Annotated in this window: 16 protein-coding genes; 10 read left to right on the top strand and 6 right to left on the bottom strand. The window is 66.1% G+C overall.

The window, feature by feature from the left end; translation table 11 throughout:
• The 4 genes from G4223_RS13340 (at position 1) to G4223_RS13355 (ending at position 2,815) form a co-directional block, all read left to right on the top strand.
• Positions 1 to 678 (top strand): electron transport complex subunit E, encoded by a 678-nt coding sequence (locus G4223_RS13340; protein WP_163680578.1) that lies wholly within the window; start codon positions 1 to 3, stop codon positions 676 to 678.
• Between the two features lie 14 nt (positions 679 to 692).
• Positions 693 to 968, top strand: coding sequence for an RnfH family protein (locus G4223_RS13345; RefSeq protein ID WP_163680580.1), 276 nt, complete (start codon positions 693 to 695; stop codon positions 966 to 968).
• Positions 969 to 1,123: 155 nt separating this feature from the next.
• Positions 1,124 to 2,455 carry an NAD(P)/FAD-dependent oxidoreductase gene (locus G4223_RS13350; protein WP_163680583.1) on the top strand — a complete coding sequence of 444 codons (1,332 nt, stop codon included), beginning with the start codon at positions 1,124 to 1,126 and terminating at the stop codon, positions 2,453 to 2,455.
• A gap of 15 nt (positions 2,456 to 2,470) precedes the next feature.
• A complete protein-coding gene (locus tag G4223_RS13355; RefSeq protein WP_163680586.1) occupies positions 2,471 to 2,815 on the top strand; it encodes a DUF5368 domain-containing protein in 345 nt (114 codons plus the stop codon).
• A 42-nt stretch (positions 2,816 to 2,857) separates the two neighbouring features.
• Here G4223_RS13355 and G4223_RS13360 read toward each other — a convergent pair whose 3' ends face one another.
• The 4 genes from G4223_RS13360 to G4223_RS13375 are packed head-to-tail and all read right to left on the bottom strand — an operon-like array spanning position 2,858 to position 7,749.
• Entirely contained in the window at positions 2,858 to 3,964 is a 1,107-nt protein-coding gene (locus G4223_RS13360; RefSeq protein ID WP_163680589.1) for an ABC transporter permease, read from the bottom strand.
• Positions 3,965 to 3,968: 4 nt separating this feature from the next.
• Complete coding sequence (locus tag G4223_RS13365; protein ID WP_205762511.1) at positions 3,969 to 5,087, bottom strand: ABC transporter permease; 1,119 nt, start codon at positions 5,085 to 5,087, stop codon at positions 3,969 to 3,971.
• The gene (locus G4223_RS13370) at positions 5,084 to 6,763 is read right to left on the bottom strand and encodes an ATP-binding cassette domain-containing protein (RefSeq protein ID WP_163680592.1); all 1,680 of its coding nucleotides are present in this window, start codon (positions 6,761 to 6,763) and stop codon (positions 5,084 to 5,086) included. The genes G4223_RS13365 and G4223_RS13370 overlap by 4 nt, the downstream gene beginning before the upstream one ends.
• Before the next feature lie 11 nt (positions 6,764 to 6,774).
• The gene (locus tag G4223_RS13375) at positions 6,775 to 7,749 is read right to left on the bottom strand and encodes an HlyD family secretion protein (protein WP_163680595.1); all 975 of its coding nucleotides are present in this window, start codon (positions 7,747 to 7,749) and stop codon (positions 6,775 to 6,777) included.
• Positions 7,750 to 7,906: 157 nt separating this feature from the next.
• On the opposite strand from G4223_RS13375, the gene G4223_RS13380 reads away from it, so the two are divergent.
• From G4223_RS13380 to ppc, 5 genes are all read left to right on the top strand, one after another.
• Entirely contained in the window at positions 7,907 to 8,395 is a 489-nt protein-coding gene (locus tag G4223_RS13380; RefSeq protein WP_163680599.1) for a YajQ family cyclic di-GMP-binding protein, read from the top strand.
• 130 nt (positions 8,396 to 8,525) lie between these two features.
• Positions 8,526 to 9,746, top strand: coding sequence for an efflux RND transporter periplasmic adaptor subunit (locus G4223_RS13385; protein ID WP_205762513.1), 1,221 nt, complete (start codon positions 8,526 to 8,528; stop codon positions 9,744 to 9,746).
• Positions 9,743 to 11,698 (top strand): MacB family efflux pump subunit, encoded by a 1,956-nt coding sequence (locus tag G4223_RS13390; protein ID WP_163680605.1) that lies wholly within the window; start codon positions 9,743 to 9,745, stop codon positions 11,696 to 11,698. Before G4223_RS13385 ends, G4223_RS13390 begins: the two co-directional genes overlap by 4 nt.
• A gap of 2 nt (positions 11,699 to 11,700) precedes the next feature.
• Positions 11,701 to 13,086, top strand: coding sequence for an efflux transporter outer membrane subunit (locus tag G4223_RS13395; RefSeq protein ID WP_163680608.1), 1,386 nt, complete (start codon positions 11,701 to 11,703; stop codon positions 13,084 to 13,086).
• Positions 13,087 to 13,156: 70 nt separating this feature from the next.
• Complete coding sequence (gene ppc, locus G4223_RS13400) at positions 13,157 to 15,949, top strand: phosphoenolpyruvate carboxylase (RefSeq protein ID WP_163680611.1); 2,793 nt, start codon at positions 13,157 to 13,159, stop codon at positions 15,947 to 15,949.
• Between the two features lie 18 nt (positions 15,950 to 15,967).
• Here ppc and G4223_RS13405 read toward each other — a convergent pair whose 3' ends face one another.
• Positions 15,968 to 17,020 carry an HD-GYP domain-containing protein gene (locus G4223_RS13405; protein ID WP_163680614.1) on the bottom strand — a complete coding sequence of 351 codons (1,053 nt, stop codon included), beginning with the start codon at positions 17,018 to 17,020 and terminating at the stop codon, positions 15,968 to 15,970.
• Positions 17,021 to 17,036: 16 nt separating this feature from the next.
• Entirely contained in the window at positions 17,037 to 20,348 is a 3,312-nt protein-coding gene (locus tag G4223_RS13410; protein WP_163680617.1) for a response regulator, read from the bottom strand.
• A gap of 240 nt (positions 20,349 to 20,588) precedes the next feature.
• Between G4223_RS13410 and pepN the strand changes: the two genes are divergently transcribed.
• Positions 20,589 to 23,240 (top strand): aminopeptidase N, encoded by a 2,652-nt coding sequence (gene pepN, locus G4223_RS13415; protein ID WP_163680619.1) that lies wholly within the window; start codon positions 20,589 to 20,591, stop codon positions 23,238 to 23,240.
• Positions 23,241 to 23,310: the final 70 nt, after the last annotated feature.

Here is a 23,310-nt window from a genome sequence, read left to right on the forward strand (position 1 = left end):
ATGGCCACTCCCTCCTATTCCACCATCGTCAAGGACGGCCTTTGGGACAACAACGGCGTGCTGTGCATGCTGCTCGGCATGTGTCCGACCATGGCCATGACCACCAGTGCCACCAACGGCTTCGGCATGGGGCTGGCGACGGCCGCCGTGATGGCGTCGTCGAACCTTCTGGTCGCCATCTTCCGCGGCTACATCACCTATGAAGTGCGCGTGCCGGTGTTCATCCTGATCGTGGCGTCCATGGTGACGCTGGTCGATTTGACCATGAACGCCTGGATGCACGAGTTGTACAAGGTGCTGGGCCTGTTCATCCCGCTGATCGTTTCCAACTGCCTGCCGCTGGCCCGCCTGGAATCCTTCGCCGCCAAGGAGCCGGTGCTGCCGTCCCTGGTTGACGGCATCTTCATGGGATTGGGCTTCACCTTCGCGCTGACCGCCATCGGCGCCATGCGCGAGATCGTCGGTTCCGGCACCTTGTTCGCCGACGCCTCGCTGTTGCTGGGCCCGGCCTTCAAGTTCATGGAAATGCGCATCCTGCCGCCCGAGGCCAGCGTGCTGGTGATGATCCTGCCGCCGGGCGGTTTCCTCGCCACCGGCCTGCTGGTGGCCGGCAAGCGTCTGATCGACATCCGGGCCGGCAAGGCCATTTCCATGGGCGGCGCCCACTGCGTGGGCTAAGGGAGCGCGGGAACATGAACGTCAAGGTGGTCTACGCCAAGCCCGAACGCCAAGTGGTGCTGTCGGTGGAGGTGCCGGACGGCGCCACCATCCGGGATGCGCTGGACAAATCGGGCATCCTGGCCCGTTGTCCCGACATCGACTTGACCGTGAACAAGGTCGGGGTGTGGGGCAAGGTGGTGGAATTGGACGCCGCCCTGGAAAACGGCGCCCGTATCGAAATCTACCGTCCCATCACCTGCGATCCCAAGACGGTGAAGCGCCGGGCCAAGCCGGAGGCCGAGGCTTGACACGGCATACGCGTAATTACTGATATTTGATATTAACAAAAGTTAATATGCTGTCTCCCTAAGACCACTGCCACATGGCGACCTTGCGGACCGGCGGCCAACGCCGGCCGCCCTGGTCGCGCCCCAGTCAGGCAGGGTGCACGGGAGAACGGACAATGACTACGCGCCCCCCTCTGTCCGCCGGCCTCAACCGGCGGCGTTTCCTGCAATTGGGAGCCGCCGGCGCGGCTCTGACGGCGGTTCCGCTGTCGACGGCCACCGCCGACACCAAGGTCGCGACCAAGGCCCACATCGTGATCGCCGGAGCTGGAGCCGCCGGCCTGTCCGCGGCACAGCGGCTGATGCAAAAGCTTGACGGCGCCCGCGTCACCATCATCGACAAGCGCAAGGAACATTTCTACCAGCCGGGCTTCACCCTGATCGCCGGCGGCATCAAGTCCAAGGATTACGTGGTGTCGAGCACGGCCGAATATCTGCCGCGCGACGTCACCTGGATCGAGGAGGGAGTGGCCGAGTTCGACCCCGATGCCAACAAGGTGGTCACCGACAGCGGCAAGGCCGTCACCTACGATTATCTGGTTCTGGCCACCGGCCTGCGCCTGGATTACGACGCCATCGAAGGCATGGACGTGACCCGCATCGGCACCGACGGCCTGGGCAGCATCTACGCCAGCCCCGACGCGGCGTCCGCCACCTGGGGCGCCATGGCGCGCTTTGTCGAGACCGGCGGCGTCGGCTTGTTCGGTCGCCCGGACACCGAGATGAAATGCGCCGGTGCCCCCCTGAAATACACCTTCATCACCGACGACCGCCTGCGCCGCGCCGGCAACCGCTCCAAGGCCGAGTTGATCTATTGCGCCCAGAACAAGTCCCTGTTCAGCGTGCCGATCGTCTCGGAAAAGGTGCGGATGCTGTTCGGCGACCGCAAGGTCAAGGTCAACCACGACCACGTCATGACCGGCATCGACCTGGGCCGCAAGATGGCGTTCTACAAGACCCCCACCGGCACCGCTGAGCTCAAGTACGACTTCATCAACGTGGTGCCGCCCATGCGTGCCGCCGAAGCGGTGCGCAATTCCGCCCTGCGCTGGCAGGACGGCGCCTTCGCCGCCGATGGCTGGGCCGAGGTGGAGAAACCGACGCTGCGCCACCGCCGCTATCCCAACGTCTTCGCGGTGGGCGACGTGGCCGGCGTGCCCAAGGGCAAGACGGCGGCCAGCGTCAAATGGCAGGTGCCGGTGGCGGTGGACCATCTGGTGGCCGACATCGCCGGCACCACCAGCACCGCCGTCTACAACGGCTACACCTCGTGCCCGCTGATCACCCGGCTGGGCCGCGCCATGCTGGTCGAGTTCGACTACAACAACGATCTGGTTCCGTCTTTCCCCGGTGTGGTCGCCCCGCTCGAGGAATTGTGGATTACCTGGGTCATGAAGACCATGGCGCTCAAGCCCACCTACATTTCCATGCTGCGCGGCCGCGCCTGATCTCGGGAGGATGACATGAAGGAACTCGATCTCGCCGTCTTCTTCTCGGTGTTCCACGAAATGCTGGGCCCGGTGCTGTGGCTGTTGCTGGCGCTTGCCGTCGGCGGCATCGCCCTGGCGCTTTGGGTGTTCGTCCGCGAGGGCAGCAGCATCGACAGCCGCCGTCTGGTGCGTTCGGAACTGATGGGCCTTTTGGGCGGCGTCGCCGCCCTGGTGCTGATGGCCGAAGTCACCGTTTCCGGCTTCACCGACGCTGGCGGCCCGGTGGACTGGCTGTTGGTGGGACTGATCTGGGGCATCGGCCTGGCCGGCACCACCATCCTGGCCTACGGCATCCAGGGCGTCTTCAAGAAGGCGTAACCCGTTGGACGCGGGCGGGTTCGCCCGCGTCCCCCTCTTTTCTCAATACATCCGCCGACGGAACAGCCACGCCGCCCCGGTCAGCGTCACCGCCGCCAACACCGCCATCGGCCACACCGAATGCCACACCAGGGCGGCCGGCATGTCCTTGAGGAACACCCCCCACAGAACCACCAGGATGTGGCGCACCGGGTTGACCAGGGTCAGGGTCTGCATCCAGTCCGGCATGTTCTGGACCGGTGTGGCGAAACCCGACAAGATCATGGTCGGCACCATGAAGAAAAAGGCGCCCATGATCGCCTGTTGCTGGGTGGACGCCAGCGCCGAGATGAACAGCCCGACCCCGATGGTGCACAGCAGGAACACCGCCAGCGCGCCGTAAAGCAACGCCACCGATCCGGTCAACGGTACGTGGAACCATATCTGGCTGGCGGCGATGATGATCGAGCCTTCGACCAGACCGATCAGCATGCCGGGGGCGGTCTTTCCCACCAGAATTTCCCACGGCCTGAGCGGCGTCACCAGCAATTGCTCGAAGGTGCCGAGTTCGCGCTCGCGCGCCACCGAAAGCCCGGTCACCACCAGCGCCACCACCTGGGTCAGCACGCCGACCAGACCGGGCACCACCACCCACAGGCTTTCCAGGTTGGGGTTGAACCACACCCGCGTCACCAGGGTCGGCCCCACCGGCTGGCTGGCCTGGGCGGCGATGGCGGCGTTGTGCGAGATGACGATGGTGGTCAGGTAGCCGGCGGCGATCTGGGCAGAGTTGGAACGCCGCCCGTCCAGGATCACCTGAACCGTCGCCCCCTGGCCGGATTCAAGCCGGCGAGAGAAATCCTGAGGAATGCGCAGCCCCATCATGGCGTCGCGGCGGTCGATGGCGGCGGCCAGGGCGGCTTCGTCGTCCACCACCTGAAGCCGGGCGAAGGTGGGCGCCCCCTGGATACGCGCCACCAATTCGCGTGAGGCCAGCCCCTGGTCCTGGTTGAACAGCGCCACGGTGACGTCGGTAACGTCGTAGGTGGCGGCATAGGAAAACACCGCCAATTGGATCAGGGGCGGCACGATCAGCACGAAACGGCTTTTCTTGTCGCGCCACACCGACAGTAATTCCTTGACGATCAGCGCCCAGACACGGCCCCACATGGTGTCACTCCAAACTCTTGCGGGTGCGCTTCAGCGTGACCAGCGCCAGGACCAGCGCGATCAGCAACAGCGCCCCGGCATTGGGCAGGATGACGCTCCACACGTCGCCGGCCATGAAGATGGTCTGAAGGCAGGTGACGAAATAGCGCGCGGCGACGATGTGCGACAACGCCTCGATCCACAGCGGCATGGAAGACGGTTCGAACACGAAACCCGACAGCATGAAGGCCGGCAGGAACGCCGCGACGATGGCGATCTGTCCGGCGACGAACTGGTTCTTGGCCACGGTCGAGATCAGAAGCCCAAGGTTCAAGGCCCCCACCAGGAACAGCGCCGACACCACCGTCAGGACCCAGAACGACCCGCGCATGGGCACCTGGAACAGGATCAGCGCGATGGCCACCGACAACGCCATGCCGCCCATGCCCAACACGAAATAGGGGATCACCTTGCCGGCCAGCAGCTCCAGCCGCCCAACCGGAGTGGCGATCATCGCCTCCATGGTGCCGCGTTCCCATTCGCGCGCCACCACCAGCGCCGTCAGGATGGTGCCGACCAGGGTCATGTTGATGGCGATCAGTCCCGGCACCAGGAAATTGCGCGATTCCAACGCCTCGTTGAACCATACCCGCGTCTCGGCGTTCACCGGCACCGCCAGGGCGGCGCCGCGGTCGCGGGCCTCGTATCCCAGCCATTTGGCCCACACCCCCTCGGCATAGCCCTTGACCAGCCGGGCGGTGTTGGCGTCGGTGCCGTCCAACAGCACTTGGATGGGGGCGTCCAGTCCGCGCGACGCCTGGGCGTCGAAATCGTCGGCCACCACCACCACGCCACGATAACGCCCCGATACCAGACCGTCCTCGGCCGGGCGGCGGTCGCGCAGTTCCTCGACCTCGAAATAGGGCGAGTTGGCGAAAGCCGTGACCAGGCTGGCGGTCCGCTGCGTGGGCTCGGGCACCACCACCGCCACGGCGACGTGGCGGGCATCCAGCGAGACGCCATAACCGAACAGCAGCAACAGCACCACCGGCAGCACCAGGGCGATGACGATGGACGACGGATCGCGCACGATCTGCACCATTTCCTTGCGAACCAGCGCCCACAGGCGGCGAAGACGGATCATGACCGTTCCTCCCTGTCGCAAGCCTCGACCAAGGCGATGAAGGCGTCCTCGAGCGTCGGATCGGGTTGCTCGGGATTGCGCGCCGAGGCCTTGATCTCCTCGGGACTTCCCACCGCGATCAGCCGGCCACGGTAGACGATGCCGATACGGTCGCAATATTCGGCTTCGTCCAGGAAATGGGTGGTGACCAGCACGGCGACGCCGTCGCCGGCCAGGGTGTTGATGTGTCCCCAGAACTCGCGCCGGACCAAGGGGTCGACGCCCGAGGTCGGTTCGTCCAGGAACAAGATGTCGGGGCCGTGCAGGATGGCGGCGGCCAGGGCCAGACGTTGCTTGAAGCCCAGGGGCAGTTGCCCGGCGTTGGTGTCGGCCATCGGCCCCAGCGCGAAGACGTCGAGCATGGCACCGCACACCGCCTTGCGCCGCGCCCCGGAAAGGCCGTAGACTCCGGCGAAGAAATCCAGGTTCTGGCGCACCGAGAGGTCGGGATAGAGCGAGAATTTCTGGGACATATAGCCCAGACGCTGCTTGGCCTCGGGCGCCGCCGAGGCAAGGTCGATCCCGGCGACGCGGGCGACGCCCGAACTCGGTTCCATCAACCCGCACAGCATGCGGAAGGTGGTGGACTTGCCGGCGCCATTCGGCCCCAACAGCCCGAAAATCTCGCCCGGCGCCACATCGAAGCCCACATGATCGACGGCGGTGAAGTCGCCGAAGCGACGCACCAGATCGCGTGCCTCGACCACCGCGCCGCCGCGCGGGCGCGGATGGTGGACGATTTCCGGCAAAGCCGGAACCGGGCCGCCATGGCGGTCGAGAAGCGCGATGAAGGCGTCCTCGAACCGCGGCGCCACCGGCTCCACCACCGCCTGGGGGGCACCCAGTTCAGCGGCAGCGGGCACCGCCGCCCCCTCGGCCAACACCAAGCGCACGGCTGCCCCTTGGATCAGCGCGTCGGCGACGCCCACATGGCGGCGGGCGGCGGCCTGGACGACACGGCGGTCCATGATGCCACGCACGGCGAAACTGCGGCCGCGCATGCGCTGGGTCAGGTCCTTGGGTGGCCCGTCATAGATCAGCCGGCCCTGGTCCAGCAACAGCACGGAATGGCAACGCTCGGCCTCGTCCAGATAGGCGGTGGACCACACCACCGCCACGCCTTGGTCGGCCAGTTCATGGACCATGCGCCACAATTCGCGCCGCGACACCGGATCGACGCCGACCGACGGTTCGTCCAGCAACAGCAGCCGGGGCGTCGCCACCAGGGCGCAGGCCAGCCCCAGCTTTTGCTTCATGCCGCCCGACAGCTTGCCGGCCAGCCGCGTCTCGAACCCGGCAAGGCCCGAGAACGACAACAGCCGCGCGAAGGTGTCGCCCTGTTCGGCGGGCGCCAACCCGCGCAGATCGGCATAAAGCGACAGGTTCTCGGCGACGGTCAAATCCTCGTACAGGCCGAAGCGCTGCGGCATGTAGCCCAGGGCGTCGGACGCCGACACAGTTCCCCCGTCGGGCGCCAGAAGCCCGGCCATCAGGCGAAGCAAGGTGGTCTTGCCGGCCCCGTCGGCGCCGACCAGACCGGTGACGCGGCCAACCGGAACGGACGCGCAGACACCGTCCACGGCGCGGGTGGCGCCGAAACTCTTGCGCACGTCGTCCAGGCGGACCAGGGCGTCCATGACAATCCCCTTTACGGCAACAGTTTCACCGTCACCGGCATGCCCTGGCGCAACCCGTCGTCAGGATCGGAAACCACCACCCGCACCCGATAAACCAGCGATGTCCTGAGTTCCGGTGTCTCCACCGTCTTCGGGGTGAACTCGGCCACCGGCGACACGAACCCCACCTGACCGTGATAGGTCCGGCCGCCATCGGTCACCACCTCGGCCTTGGTGCCGGGAACCACCCGGTCCAGCGCCGGTTCGGCAACCCAGGTCCGTACCTGCATGGGTTCGGTCAAGGCCAGGGTCAGCACGGTGGCGCCGGGCAGCACCATGGAACCGGGTTCACGCACCCGCGTCATCACCTGCCCCGCCGCCGGCGCCGTCAACTCGGCGTCGGCGAGACGGCGGCGCATCAGATCCATGGTCGCCTGTTCCGCCGCCACCTGGGCCTTGGCCACCGCGATATCCTCGGACCGGAAGCCCTTTTCCTGAAGGGCCAGCGCCTCGCGGGCACGGTTCAACTGGGCCTCGGCCTGACGCATGTCGGCCCGCGCGTTGTCCAATGCCTGACGCGACACCACGGAATCCACCGTGGTCCCGGCGCGGCGGCCATAGGTGGCCTTGGCGTTGACGAAGGCTGCCTCGGCACGCGCGACCTCGGCGCGGGCCTGGGCGATCTCTTGCGGCCGGTTGCCGGCCTCGAGCTTGTCCAGATTGGCCTGGGCTCCGGCCAGACGCGCTTCGGTGATCCGCACCGCGTCCTCAAGATAGGATTTGTCCATCACCGCCACCACCTGGCCAGGGGCGACGCGGTCGCCCTCCTCGACCAGTAGCTTTTCCAGCCGGCCTTCAACCCTGAAAGCCAGATCCACTTGGCGGATATCGACGCTGCCGTTCATCACCAGGGCGGAAGTGTCGGCCGGCTTGTGCCAGACGATCCAGCCGACAGCGGCGGCAAGGACGATGACGGCGGCGACGATCAGGGGAAGTTTGCGGCGCATGGCGACCTCGCAAGGCAGCGGGAAACGGCCAGAGACATAGGATATCGCTTGATAATGGTCCCGTCGCCCCAAGAATCGCGCATGGCAGAACCTAGCCTTTCCCGCTGGCATGGGCTAAACCTGCGGCAAGATCAAACCATTCGCCAGGACAGGTTCCATGCCCTCGTTCGACATCGTTTCCAAGACCGACATGGCCGAAGTGGACAACGCCATCGCCGGCATCCAGCGTGAAATCGGCACCCGTTTCGACTTCAAGGGCTCGAAATGCTCGTTGGAACGCAAGGAGCAGGTCATCACCATCGTCGCCGACAACGACAGCCGGCTCGAACTGATGCACGACTTCCTGCGCACCTACTTCACCCGGCGCAAGGTCGATCCCAAATGCCTGGATTTCAGCGCAGCCCCGCAAAAAGCGTCGGGCGATTCCCTGCGCCACGAGGTGAAGGTGAAACAGGGCATCGATTCCGCCGTCGCCAAGACCCTGGTCAAGGAGATCAAGGACAGCAAGATCAAGGTCCAGGCCTCGATCCAGGGCGACGAAGTGCGCGTCACCGGCAAGAAGCGCGACGAGTTGCAGGAAGTGATCGCACTGTGCCGCAATCTTGAGGTCGAGTTGCCGCTGCAATACGTGAACTTCCGCGACTGACCCCCTGCATAGCGCGAGACACCTTTTTCCTGCGCCAAAAAATTTCAGTCTCCAGCTACACTTCGTTACCAAGTCGGGCTCGACGGAAACAGCATGGCGGCTCAATATCGCCGCCATGCACACGCCACACATGAAACGACGCCCGCTTATTCTGTCCCTTGCCGTGACCGCCGCCCTGTTGGCGGCGGCCGGCGGCGGCTGGTGGTGGGTCAAGCGCGGCGACGCCGCCGCCAGTTGGGTCACCGCGCGGGCCACCCGCGCCGACATCGAAGACACCACCACCGCGCTCGGTACCCTTCAACCGCTGGAATATGTGGACGTCGGCACCCAGGTTTCGGGCCAGTTGCGCCGGGTCTACGTCCAGATCGGCGATCAGGTGACCAAGGGGCAGTTGCTGGCCGAGATCGACCCCACCGTCTACGGCTCCAAGGTCGATGCCGGCGAGGCCAATATCCAGAACCTCAAGGCCCAATTGACGGAAAAGCAGGCCCAGGCCACCCTGGCCGAGGAAACCTTCGCCCGTCAGCAACGCATGCTGGCCGCCAACGCCACCAGCACCGAGGATTACCAGAACGCCCAGACCACGCTGAAGGCGGCACGCGCACAGGTCGCCCAGCTTCAGGCCCAGATCAATCAGGTTCAGTCCACCTTGCGCGGCGACCAGGCCAACCTGGGCTACACCAAGATCTACGCCCCCATGAGCGGCACCGTGGTCAGCCAGACCTCGCGCCAGGGCCAGACCCTGGTGGCTGCGCAACAGGCGCCGACCATCCTGCGCATTTCCGACCTGTCGACCATGACGGTGTGGACCCAGGTGTCGGAAGCCGACATCGGCAAGCTCAAGCTGGGGCAACCGGTCTATTTCACCACGCTGGGCCGGCCGGAAAACAAACGCTATTCCACGTTGCGCCAGATCCTGCCGACGCCGGAAATCCTGAACAACGTGGTGCTGTACGACGCGCTGTTCGACGTCGCCAATCCCGAGGGCGACCTGGGGATCGAGATGTCGGCCCAGGTGTTCTTCGTCCACGCCTCGGCCAAGAATGCGCTGGTGATCCCGGCTTCCGCCCTGGCCCAGGCCAAGGCGCTGGCGCCCAAGGGGCCGCCGCCGAAAGGCGCCAAGGCACCCGCCGCCCCGCCGCCCGGCGGCGACGTGGTGTTGGTGATGAAGGACGGCGCCCCCGAACCGCGTCCCGTCACCGTGGGCGTGCGCAACCGCGTGCAGGTCGAGATTCTGTCCGGCCTGGAAGAGGGCGAGGAAGTGGTGACCGGCTGGCGCACCGCCGAGGCGCAGAAGGCCGCCTCGGCCAAGAACGCCGCCAACCACATGCCGCCGCCGCCGCCGCGATGAGCACCGCCGCCATGGACGCGCCGTTGATCCAACTGGAAAGCGTCACCAAGACCTACCGCACCGGCGCGTTGGAGGTCGAGGTCCTGCACGGCGTGTCGTTGTCCATCCGGCGCGGCGAGTTCGTCGCCATCATGGGCGCCTCGGGGTCGGGCAAGACCACGCTGATGAACCTGATCGGCTGTCTCGACCGCCCCTCTTCGGGCCGCTATTTGTTCGCCGGCCAGGACGTCGGCGCCATGGACCGCGACCAACTGGCCCTGCTGCGGCGCGACGCCTTCGGCTTCGTGTTCCAGCAATACAACCTGCTGGCCAGCGCCACCGCGCTGGAAAACGTCGAGGTGCCGGCCATCTATGCCGGCCTGTCCAAATCCGACCGCGACCGGCGCGCCGCCGCCATCCTGGACCGCCTGGGCCTGGCCGAGCGCATGCACCACCGTCCCAACCAGCTGTCGGGCGGCCAGCAACAGCGCGTGTCCATCGCCCGCGCCCTGATGAACGGCGGTTCGGTCATCCTGGCGGACGAACCCACCGGCGCGCTCGACAGCAAGTCGGGGCGCGAGGTGATGGCGCTGTTGCACGCGCTCAACGCCGACGGCCACACCATCGTCCTCATCACCCACGATTCCTCGGTCGCCGCCCAGGCGCACCGGGTGGTCACCATCGCCGATGGCGAGATCGTCGGCGACGAAGGCGGCACCCCCGCCGATGCCGCCACCGCCGCCGCCCTGTCCGTCGCGGCACGCGACACCCACCCGCTGACCGACGTGGCCGAAGCGGTGAAGATGGCCGCACGCTCGTTGCGCGCCAACCTGTTCCGCACGGTTCTGACACTGTTGGGCATCGTCATCGGCGTCGGTTCGGTGGTGGCCATGCTGGCCATGGGCGACGGCGCCAAACAGGACGTGCTGACCCGCATCCAGGCCATGGGCACCAACCTGTTGCTGGTCCGTCCCGGCACCGCCAACATGCGCGGCCCCGAGGCCGGCACCATCGCCACCTTGGTTCCCGAGGACGCGGAAGAGGTGGCGCGCCTGCCCAACGTCCGCGTCGCCGTCCCGGAACTGAGCGGCACGGTGACCCTGCGTTACGGCAACGCCGATTACCAGACCTCGGTCACCGCCACCTCGCAGGATTATCCCACCGCCCGTGACTGGGCGATCAAGACCGGCACCTTCTTCGCCGCCGACGACGTCAAAAGCTATGTGCCGGTGGTGGTGCTGGGCCAGACGGTGGTCGACAACCTGTTCAAGAACGGCGACGACCCCATCGGCAAATACATCCTGCTCAAGAACGTCCCGTTCCAGGTGGTCGGCATCCTGGCGCGCAAGGGCGCCTCGCCGTTCGGTTCCGACCTCGACGATGCCGCCTTCGTGCCGCTGACCACCGGTTCCCTGAGGCTGTTCGGCCAACGCTATCTGCGGTCCATCGCGGTGCAGGTGGAAAGCCTTGAGACCATCGACGACACCCAGGAACAGGTGACCCAGTTGCTGGAGGCCCGCCACCGCGCCAAGGACGTGCAGGTGCGCAACACCGCCTCGATCATGGAAATGGCCACCGCCACCCAGAACACCATGACCGTGCTGTTGGGGTCGATCGCCGCCATTTCCTTGCTGGTGGGTGGCATCGGCGTCATGAACATCATGTTGGTCAGCGTCACCGAACGCACGCGCGAGATCGGCATCCGCATGGCGACCGGGGCACGCACCGCCAACATCTTGCTGCAATTCATCACCGAGGCGGTGGTGGTGTGCGCCATCGGTGGCGCCTTGGGCGTGGTCGGCGGCCTTGCCACCGCCGCTGTCGCCCAGGCGCTCGGAACACCGGTGGTGTTTTCGGTAGGTCCGGTGGTGCTGGCCTTCGGCTGCGCCTTCGCCACCGGGCTGGTGTTCGGCTACATGCCGGCCCGCAAGGCCGCCAACCTTGATCCCGTCCACGCCCTGTCGGCGGAGTAACCATGCGCAGGTCCCTTTTTTCCCTCTTGGCGCTTGGCGTCGCCGCCTGTTCCCAGGTCCCGGAGCTCGCCATGCCGGAGACCACTCTTCCCGCCGCCTATGGCGAACAGCAAGGCGCGCCCCTGACGGCGCCGTCCGAATGGTGGACGCTGTTCGGCTCGGCCGAGTTGAACCGGCTGGAACAGACGGCGCTGGCCGCCAACCACGACCTCAAGGCGGCCATCGCCCGCATCGAACAGGCCCAGGCGGAATTGCGCATCGCCGGCGCCCCCACCCTGCCGACCATCACCGGCGGGGGAACCGGCAGCAACCGCATGACGCACGGTTCCTCCACCTCGACGCTCAGCACCTCGAAACGCGCCACCACCACCCGCAGCTTCGAAGGATCGTTGACCGCATCCTACGAAGTGGATTTCTGGGGCAAGACGGCCGCCGCCATCCAATCGGCCGAGGCATCCTTGCGCGCCAGCCGCTTCGACCGCGACACGGTGGCGCTGACCCTGACCGCCAACGTCGCCACCACCTGGATGCAGGCGTTGGCGCTGGCCGACCGGGTCACGGTGGCGCGGCGCAACCTGGAACTGGCACGCGAGACCCTGGCCCTGGCCGAACGCCAGGCGGAATTCGGCAAGACCTCGCAACTGGACGCCGCGCAACAGCGCGCCACCGTCGCCACCATCGAGGCCAAGCTGCCGGCCCTGGAACTGCAATACCGGCAAAGCGTCAACGCCTTGGCGGTGCTGACCGGGCTGGCGCCGTCGCAATTGCGGCTTGAAAGCACCAGCCTTGAGGGGTTGCCGACCCCCGAGGTCAAGGCCGGCCTGCCGTCCGAATTGTTGCGCCGCCGCCCCGACATCGCCAAGGCCGAAGCCCAGTTGCAGGCCGCCAACGCCGACATCGGCGTGGCCCGCGCCGCCCTTTACCCCAGCCTGACGCTGACCGCCGAGGGCGGCTACACCAGCCCCTACCTGATTTCGCTGCTCGACGCCCACAACACCTTCTGGACCCTGGGCAGCTCGCTGGCCGCCACCTTGTTCGACAACGGCAAGCTGCGCGGCACCGTCGCGTTGAACGAGGCCAAGCTGCGCGAGGCGGCGGAAAGTTATCAATCCGCCACCCTGACCGCCCTTCAGGAGGTCGAGGACCAATTGGCCGCCATGCGCTGGCTGGCCGGCCAGGAAGAGGCGCAGACCCGTGCGGTGGACGCCGCGCGCGAGGCCCAACGGCTGTCCGACGTGCGTTACCGTGAAGGCGCCGAGCAATACCTGACCGTGCTGGAAGCCCAGCGCACCTTGCTGGACGCCGAGGACAGCGCGGTCCAGGTGCGGCTGTCGCGGCTTTCCGCCTCGGTCGGGCTGGTCAAGGCGCTGGGCGGCGGCATGGACTGACATTTCCTCATATTGCGGTGCGGCAGGGAAAGGCCCACATTGTCAGGGGCCACCGTCACAGGGAACCATCATGCCGCATGCCGACGACAAGGAACTGCGTGCCCGCGTCAAATTGCTGGGCGCCATGCTGGGCGACGTGCTGCGCCATCAGGAGCGCGGCGAGGTACTGGAGACGGTGGAGACCCTGCGCAAGGGCTTCATCGACCAGCGCAAGGCGGAAGACCCGGGCAAGCGCGCCCGGCTGATGGCGTTGATCAACGATCTCGACCCCGCCTTGCTCAGCCATGTGGTGCGGGCGTTTTCCATGTACTTCCTGTTGGCCAACATCGCCGAGGAGGACGGCGCCCACCAGGACCGCCGCCGCAAGGTGCAAAAGGGCGAGCGGCTATGGTACGGATCGTTCGACCACACCCTGCACGGCCTCAAGGAACAAGGCGTCGGCCCCGAACAGGTTCAGTTGCTGCTGAATTCCCTGCGCTATCGCCCGGTGTTCACCGCCCATCCGACCGAGGCCAAGCGCCGTACCGTGCTGGAGGTTCAGCGCCGGCTGGACGTCCTGGCCAAGCGGCTGGACGTCACCCCGCCCGGTCCCGAACGGGCCGAGATCGAACAGGAACTGCGCAACCAGATCCAGGTTCTGTGGAAGACCGACGAGGTGCGGGTCAACCGCCCGCGTGTCGAGGACGAGATCAAGAACGGCCTGTTCTATTTCCGCGAAACCCTGTTCGACACCGTGCCGCGCCTGCACCGCAACCTGGAACGCGCGCTGCGCTCGGCCTATGGCCCGGATTCCGGCATCATCGTGCCGCCGCTGTTGCGGTTCGGGTCGTGGATCGGCGGTGACCGCGACGGCAATCCCTTCGTCACCCACGGCGTCACCCGGCTGGCGCTGCGCCTGCAATCGCGCGAGGTGCTGCGGCGCTATCGCCATCGCATCGAACGTCTGGCCCTTGAGCTCACCCATTCCTCGACCCTGGTGACGCCGTCCGAGGAGTTCCTGGCATCCCTGGCCGCCGACGCCGACGTCATGGCCGGCGTGCTGGATGGCAACCCCAACCGCTATGCCCAGGAACCCTATCGCCTGAAACTGCATGTGGCCCATTATCGGCTGGGACGGCAACTGGCCCGTGTCGAGGCGCTGCTGGACGGCCGCCCCGATCCCGGCGCCCAAGGCGGCTATGCCTCGGAAGCCGGCTTCCTGGCCGATTTGGAAATCATCGGCCGTTCGCTGGCCAGCCATGGCGATTCCAATCTGGCCGAAGCCGGTCTCAAGGATCTGAGCTGTCTGGTGCGGACCTTCGGCTTTTTCCTGGCACAACTGGACATCCGCCAGGAATCGGGGCGTCACAGCGACGCGGTGGCCGAGATTTTCGACCGCGCCCCCAACCTGCCCGATTACCGCGCCCTGGACGAAGCCGGGCGGGTCAAGGTGCTGGACGAGATGCTGAGCCATGGCGGCACGCCGCTGATCTATGGCGACGACCTGTCGGCCGGCACGCGGGAGATCCTGGAGGTGCTGGAGGCGGTGCGTGACCTGCGCGCCGAAATCAGCCCGCAAGCTTTTGGCGCCTACGTCATCTCCATGACCCATCAGGCCAGCCACGTGCTGGAGGTGCTGTTCCTGGCCGGCTTCGCCGGACTTGCCGGGCGCCGTGCCGACGGAACGTGGCATTGCGCGCTCAGGGTGGCGCCGCTGTTCGAAACCATCGACGACCTGACCCGGATCCGGCCGGTGCTCGACACCTTGCTGGACCTGCCCAGCTATCGCGCGTTACTGGCCGCGTCGGGCGAGGTTCAGGAAGTGATGCTGGGCTATTCCGATTCGTGCAAGGACGGCGGCATCCTGGCCTCGGGCTGGGGTCTTTACAACGCCCAGAAACAGGTGGCCCAGGCGACCGCCGCCCGTGGTCTCAAATCCCGCATCTTCCACGGCCGCGGCGGCACGGTGGGACGCGGCGGCGGCCCCACCCACGACGCCATCCTGAGCCAGCCGCCGGGCACGCTGTCGGGCGACATCAAGTTCACCGAACAAGGCGAGGTGCTGTCGGCCAAATACGCCAACCCGGAAACCGCCGTCTATGAACTGACCATGGGTCTGACCGGATTGATGAAGGCCAGTTGCGGCATCGCCTTCGCCTGCGGAGTGGACCGGGGCGACTTCATGGAGGTGATGGCCGAACTGGCGCGGATGGGCGAATTGGCGTACCGCGACCTGACCGACAACACCCCCAGCTTCATCGACTATTTCTATGAAGCGACGCCGGTGTCGGAGATCGCCCTGCTCAACATGGGATCGCGCCCCAGCCATCGGGCCAAGGGCGACCGTTCCAAATACTCGGTGCGCGCCATTCCATGGGTATTCGGCTGGGGCCAGTCGCGCCAGACCATCCCGGCATGGTACGGCCTGGGCAGCGCCCTGGAGGAATGGTGCGGACGCGACGAGCAACGCTTGGCGACCCTGCGCGAGATGGCCCGCGACTGGCCGTTCTTCCGCGCATTGCTGGCCAACATTTCCATGTCGCTGTCGAAATGCGAGATGGGCATCGCCCACGAATACGCCCGCCTGTGCGACGACGCGGTCGAGGCCGACATCATCTTCGCCCGCATCAAGGCGGAATTCCGCTTGACCACGGAATGGGTGCTCAGGCTCACCGGCAACGCCAGCCTGTTGGCCGACAATCCCCGGCTGGCGCTGTCGCTCGGACGGCGCAATCCCTATCTGGACCCGCTCAACCACATCCAGATCGCCGCCATCCGCCGCTATCGCGCCCTTGATCCCGACGATCCGGGGCGCGGCGACTGGCTGGCGCCGTTGCTGCGGTCGATCAACGCCCTCGCGCAAGGATTGCGAAATACCGGGTAAGCGCAGGGACCGAGCGAATCAGTAGATCACGACGGCTTCGTCGGCCACTTCCTCGCGGATTTTCATCACCGCGTCCCATTCCACCAGGAAGGCCGCGACGCAAGCCGGGTCGAAATGGCTGCCCGCGCCGTCCTCCAGCAGTTTGCGCGCCTTTTCCAACGGCCACGCCGCCTTGTAGGGGCGCTCGCTGGTCAGGGCGTCGAACACGTCGGCAACCGCGACGATACGGCCCGACAAGGGAATATCCTCGCCCCTGAGGCGGTTGGGATAACCGCTGCCGTCCCATTTCTCGTGATGCGTCAGCGCGATCTCGGCCCCGAACTGGATCAGGTGGGATTCGCTGCCCCTGAGGATTTCGTGGCCGATCTCGGGATGGCGGGTCATCACCAAGAATTCCTCGTCGGTCAACTTGCCGGGCTTCAGCAAGATGCCGTCGGGAATCCCCAGCTTGCCCAGATCATGCATGGGCGCCGCCTTGAGGATCAGGGCGCAATATTCCTCGTCCTGGCCCAGCCGGCGGGCGATCAGTTCCGAATAACGCGCCATGCGCACGATGTGGGCGCCGGTTTCGGGATCGCGGAATTCGGCCGCCTTGGACAGCCTGAGGATCAGTTCCTGCTCGCGCTGGACCACGGTGATGGTGGCCTTACGCACTTCGTCGGCCAGCCAGCGGTTACGGTCGCGCAATTGCAGATGACCGCGCCGCAGCGCCAGCAGGTTGGAAAAGCGCAGCCGCGCCTCGGCCGGGTCCACCGGCTTGGCCAGGAAGTCGGTCACCCCCAGTTCCAACGCCTTTTGCCGCACGCTGCGTTCGGCGGCGGCGGTGACCATGACGATGGGCACGTCGCGCAGTCCCGGAAGCTTGCGCACCGCCTCGACGTATTGATGTCCGTCCATCACCGGCATCATGTAATCGACCACGATCATGTCGGGCACGTCCCGGCGACACGCTTCGTAGGCCGCCACCGGGTCGGCATAGGTCACCACCCGCACGTCCGGGCCGGTGCGTAGCGCCAATTGCTCGAACAGCATCAGGTTGGTGTCGTTGTCGTCGACGATGTGAACCAACATCTTGGTGTTCTCCCCATCAACGGCTTTTGGCGACGACTTCCATGGTGTCCATGGCGGCCTCGACCAAAGCGGAGAAAATGCTATCCATCCCACCCTCACCCTTGTTCAGGCCGCCTTCCAGGCGGGCCAGCAGATGGGCCATGCGCGCCAGACCAAGGTTGCCGGCGGCACCACGCAGGGAATGGGCGGCCTTGGCGCCGGCCTGCACGTCGCCATCGGCCAGGGCTTGTTCGATTTCGCGCATGCGGGTCGGAAGGCTTTGCTGGAAGGTGCGCATGAGCGACAGGAACACGTCCTCGCCCAAGGTGTCGGTCAGGTCGGCACGAGCCTCGGCATCCAGAAGCGGCAAGGTCGAGACGACAGAAGCCTTGGCAACCGGCTCCGGCACCACCGCCGGCGCACAAACCGCACGGGTCGGCCGCGTGACGACGATCTGTTCGCCCCAACGTTCCAGCACGGCCGCCAGACGCTGACGGTCGATGGGCTTGGCGATGTAGTCGTTCATGCCGGCGGCCAGACAGGCCTCGCGGTCGCCGCGCATGGCGTTGGCGGTCATGGCGACGATCGGCACCTGGCTCTTGGGCGACGCCAGCGCGCGGATGGCCTGGGTCGCGGCGATGCCGTCCATGTTGGGCATCTGCATGTCCATCAGCACAAGGTCGTAATCGCAGCGTTCGACCAGGGTCACCGCCTCGCGGCCATCGTCGGCCACGTCGGCGCGATGGCCCATCTTGCCCAGCAATCCGACCGCCACCTGCTGATTGATGGCGTTGTCTTCGGCCACCAGGATGCGCAGCGCGGGACCGGTCGGCAGGATGGGGTCGTCGGGGCGGCTGGGGCCGACCGGGCGAAGACGCTGCAATCCCACCGCGTCGAGCATGCGGTCAAGCAAGGTGGACTGGCGGACCGGCTTGGTCAGCACGGCGTCAAGGCGCAGGCTGGCCGCCTGGGCCTTGAGGTCGGGGGTGTCGGCCGACGACGCCAGGATCAGCTTGAGCCCCGCCATGTCGGGGTCGGCCCGCAACAAGGTGGCGAGGTCCAGCCCACTCATCCCCGGCATGTGATGGTCGAGAAGGACCACCGAGAACGGCGCCCCGACACGTTGGGCAGTGCGGGCCGCCACCAGTCCTTCGGCGGCGTTGCTCGTCACCTCGACCACCGCGCCCCAGTTCTGGAGCTGGCGAAGGAACACGTCGGCGTTGGTTTCGTTGTCATCGACCACCAGGATCTTGACGCCGAGCAACGGGTTATCCGAACGCTCCTCTCCGCCCTCGCCCATCCGTACCGGCACTTCGAACCAGAAGGTGCTGCCCTCGCCCTCGGTGCTGGAGAAACCGATGCTGCCGCCCATCAACTCGACGATGTGCTTGGAAATGGCCAATCCCAAACCGGTGCCGCCAAACCGCCGCGCGGTCGAGGAATCGGCCTGGGTGAACTTGGTGAACAGGCGCTCCTGGGCGGATTGGGGAATGCCGATGCCGGTATCGCGCACGACGAAACGCAGCCAGGAACGCTCCTCGTCGTTTCTCGAGGCGACTTCGATGGCGACGTTGCCTTTATCGGTGAACTTGATGGCGTTGCCGGCCAGATTCAGCAACACCTGACGCAACCGCCCGGAATCCCCCAGATAGGTCGCCGCCTCGGGCGATTGCACGAAATAAGTCAGTTCGAGCGGCTTGCCCTTGAGACGCGGGGCCAGGATGTCCACCACGCCTTCGACCAGCGGCCGCAACTCGAACGAGGTTTCCTCGAATTCCAGCCGGCCGGCCTCGGCACGCGAGAAGTCCAGGATCTCGTTGATGATGGACAGCAACGCCTCGGCCGACAGCCGGATGGTGCTGGCGAAATGCCGTTGTTCCGGGTTGAGTTCCGTATCCAGCAACAGCCCGGTCATGCCGATGATGCCGTTCATGGGTGTGCGGATTTCGTGGCTCATGGTGGCCAGGAACTCGGACTTGGCCCGGTTGGCGCTTTCGGCGGCGGTCATGGCCCGGCGCAACTCGCGGTCCATCTGCACCGTCTGGGTGATGTCGGTGTGGATGCCGACCACGCCGCCGTCGCCGGTGGGATATTCCACCGTGCGCACCCAGCGATCGCCAGCCAGATGCTGCAACAATTCGGCGCCATCCGCCTCGCGATGCGCGGCGATGCGTTGCTCGACCCAGCATTCCAGTTCCTCGCCGGAAAGGGCATAGGCGCCGCGGGCGGCGATGGCGCGGACCAGTTCGGCGAAAGACTGACCCGGCTTGATCACATCGGTCAGATAGGGGAACAGATCGCGGTAACGATCATTGCACACCACCAGCCTTTCCTTGGAATCGTACAGCACGAACCCCTCGGAAATGGACGAGATGGCGGCCAACAGCTGGTTCTCCAACTGCTTGAGACGCTGTTCCGCCTGGACCTGTTCGGTGACGTCGGAGGCGGTGCCGCGATAGCCCAGGAACGCGCCGCCCGCGCCATAGGCCGGCTTGCCCGAAACCTTGAAGACCCGCTTCTCGCCGCTGCATAGCGCCACCGGATAGGTGTAGTCGCGGAACGGCAGACGGGCGTCCAGGGTGGCGGCATGACGGGCGATGGCCTCGTCGGGCACGGTGCCGCGCATCAACTCCATGCGAGTGCGACCGATGATGCCGTCCAGCAGATGTTCGAGCTTCTGGTCGGAACCGGTGAAGCGGGTGAAGCGATGGTCTGGGCCGGTCTCCCAGAACCAGTCCGACGAGGATTCGGCGAAATCACGAAACAGCGCGTGGCTGGCCTGCAATTCGGCTTCGTGCCGCTTGCGGTCGCTGATGTCGCGGATGATGCCGACGAACTGGTGCATGCCGGTGGACGACAGATCGCCCACCGCCAATTCGATGGGAAAGGTCGAACCGTCCTTACGCCGCGCGGTTTCCTCGCGCCCGCGCCCGGTGACGCGGGCCACGCCGGTCTTCTTGTAGCGTTCGACATGCTGGTCGTGTTGGGCGGCGTCGCGTTCCCCCATCAGCATGACCAGCGGTTGGCCCAGCACCTCGTCGCGTTCATAGCCGAACATGGTCAACATGGCGCGGTTGACGTCGAGGATCACACCCTTGAAATCGGAAATGACCACCCCTTCGCCGGCGGTGTCGAGAATGGCCTTGAGCTGGCGTTCGGCCATGTCCTTGGAATGCCGGTTGGCCTCGCGCAGTTCCTGTTCCATCAGGTCGGCGGCACGCCGGCTCATGCGCCGGTCGTGCTCGGCCGCTTGATAGGATTGGTCGACCAGACGCAGCAAACGTTCGACATCGACAGTGCCGCCGGCGGAAACCTCGTGGAGCTGACGCTCCAGCAACTCGTGCATCATACCTCCCCGACAACAGCCATCTTCCGCCGCCCGGCCACCGCACGCCACAGGCCCACCGTCCCCTCGATGGACAGCGCGCGTTTGCCTTGCACCTTCCAAGCCATACCAAGGATGTATAAACAGCCTTACGGGCAGGAATAAACGAAAAACAAACGGTAGCAGCCTTGCGACGCCTCCCCTTTCGCTTTCATGCCGCGTTGCTTATCTTTTCACGATCCAACCCGACAAGGCAGCATATTCATGTCCTCCGCTCCCGTTTCCGGCACAGCTCCCGCCGCCATCCGCCGTTGCGACTACACCCCGCCCGCATTTTTAGTGGATCAGGTCGAACTGGGCTTTGACCTGGGCGAAGCGCGAACGGAAGTCCGGGCTGTCCTTCATCTGCGCCGCAATCCGGCGGCCGGGGCAGACCTGCCCCTGGTGCTGAACGGCCAGTCCCTGGAAACCCTTCGGGTCGCCCTGGATGGCCGCGACCTTACCGCCGACGAATACCGCGTCGAGGGCGAGCGCCTGACCCTGGACAACGTTCCGGCCGACGCTTTCATGCTGGAAACCACCGTGGCGAACGACCCGGCGGCCAATTCCGCGCTGGAAGGGCTTTACGTGTCGGGCGGCATGCTGTGCACCCAATGCGAGGCAGAGGGCTTCCGCCGCATCACCTGGTACCCCGACCGCCCCGACGTGATGGCCCGTTTCCGCGTGCGTCTGACCGCCGACCGCGCCCGCTATCCGGTGCTGTTGTCCAACGGCAACCTGATCGAGGAAACCGACCTGGGCGACGGCCGCCACAGCGCGGTGTGGGACGACCCCTTTCCCAAGCCCTGTTACCTGTTCGCGCTGGTGGCCGGCGACCTTGGACTGGTCGAGGGCGACTTCGTCACCAGAAGCGGCCGCCGGGTGGCACTGAAATTCTGGGTCGAGCACGGCAACCAGGATCAGGCCGGCCACGCCCTGGCGTCGCTGCAAAAGGCCATGGCCTGGGACGAACAGGTGTTCGGGCTGGAATACGACCTCGACATCTACAACGTGGTCGCCGTTTCGCATTTCAACATGGGGGCGATGGAGAACAAGAGCCTCAACGTCTTCAACAGCAAATTCGTGCTGGCCAAGCGCGAAACCGCCACCGATTTCGACTTCCTGGGCATCGAGTCGGTCATCGCCCACGAATATTTCCACAATTGGACCGGCAACCGCGTCACCTGCCGCGACTGGTTCCAACTGACCCTGAAAGAGGGGTTGACCGTCTTCCGCGACCAGGAATTCTCGGCCGACATGAACTCGCGCGGGCTTCAGCGCCTGGGGGACGTGCGCAACCTGCGCGCCGCCCAGTTCATCGAGGACAACGGGCCGATGGCCCATCCCATCCGCCCGGAATCCTATGTGGAGATCAACAATTTCTACACTTCGACCGTCTACCAGAAGGGCGCCGAGGTGATCCGCATGATCCACACCCTGATCGGCGCCGACGCCTTCCGCAAGGGCATGGACCTGTACTTCGCCCGCCACGATGGCCACGCGGTGACGTGCGAGGATTTCGTCGCCGCCATGGAAGACGCCTCGGACGACGACCTGAGCCAGTTCCGCCGCTGGTATTCCCAGGCTGGCACCCCCCGCGTGACCGCCCGTTGGGACCATGACCAGACGGCACGCCGCCTGACCCTCAGCCTGTCGCAGGACACCCGCCCCACCCCCGGCCAGCCCGAGAAACAGCCGTTCCACATTCCGGTGGCGGTGGGGCTGGTCGGCGCGGATGGCGACCTGCCGTTACGGCTTGAGGGTGAGAACGCCGCCCAGGGCACCACCCGCGTCCTCAACCTGACCCTGCCCGAACAGGACTTCGTGTTCGAGGACGTGGCCGAGGCGGCGCTGCCGTCGCTGCTGCGCGGTTTCTCGGCGCCGGTGATCCTGGACGCTCCCTATTCGCGGGCCGACCTCGCCCGCTTGATGGCCGACGATTCCGACGCCTTCAACCGCTGGGATGCCGGCCAGGAACTGGCGATCCGCGTCATCCTGGATCTGGTGGCCGACCATGCCGCCGGTCGCCCCCTGGCCTTGGACGAGGATTTCGCCGTCGCCTGGGGCAAGGTGCTGGCCGATTACGCCGCCGACCCGGCCTTCGCCGCCGAAGCGCTCAGCCTGCCCGGGTTCTCGGTGCTGGGCGAGCGCATGGAGACCATCGACGTCGACGGCATCTGCGCCGCAACCAAGTTCCTGGCCGCAAGCCTGGGCAAACGCTTCGCCGCCCCCTTGTTGCGGCTGCGCGAGGTCCTGGCCGAAAGCGGCTATGCCCTGACGCCCGAAGCCATCGGACGGCGGCGGCTGCGCAACGGCGCCCTGACCTTCCTGGCCCATGGCCAGCCCGCCGACACCCGCGTCCTGGCCGCGGAACAGTTCCGCACCGCCACCAACATGACCGACCAGTTGACGGCGCTGTCCGCCCTGGTGGTGATCGGCGCCGACGCCGCCGGACCGGCGCTCGCCGCCTTTTACGAACAGTGGAAGGACGAACGGCTGGTGGTCAACAAATGGCTGGGCATCCAGGCCATGGCCGATTGGCCGGATGTCCTGGACCGGGTCAAGGTGTTGATGGAGCACCCCGCCTTCGACGGCCGCGAACCCAACAAGATCTATGCGCTGATCGGCGGGTTCGCCGCCAACCCGCAATGGTTCCACGCCGCCGACGGCGCCGGTTACGCCTTCATGGCCGACCGGGTGCTGGCCCTTGATTCCACCAATCCGCAGGTGGCGTCGCGCATGGCCCGCTCCCTGATGCGGTGGAAGCGTTTCGATCCGGCACGTCAATCCCACATGCGCGGCCAGTTGGAGCGCATCGGAGCCAAGCCGGGGCTGTCGTCCGACGTGGCCGAGATCGTCGCCAAGGCCCTGGCCTGAACCAGCCAAGAGCCAAGGCCATTTAAGGACTTACCGGGCGGCGGAGCGGGGGGTAAGGTGAGCGCCTGAC

The organism is Magnetospirillum aberrantis SpK (genome assembly GCF_011022235.1).
GTDB lineage: Bacteria > Pseudomonadota > Alphaproteobacteria > Rhodospirillales > Magnetospirillaceae > Magnetospirillum > Magnetospirillum aberrantis.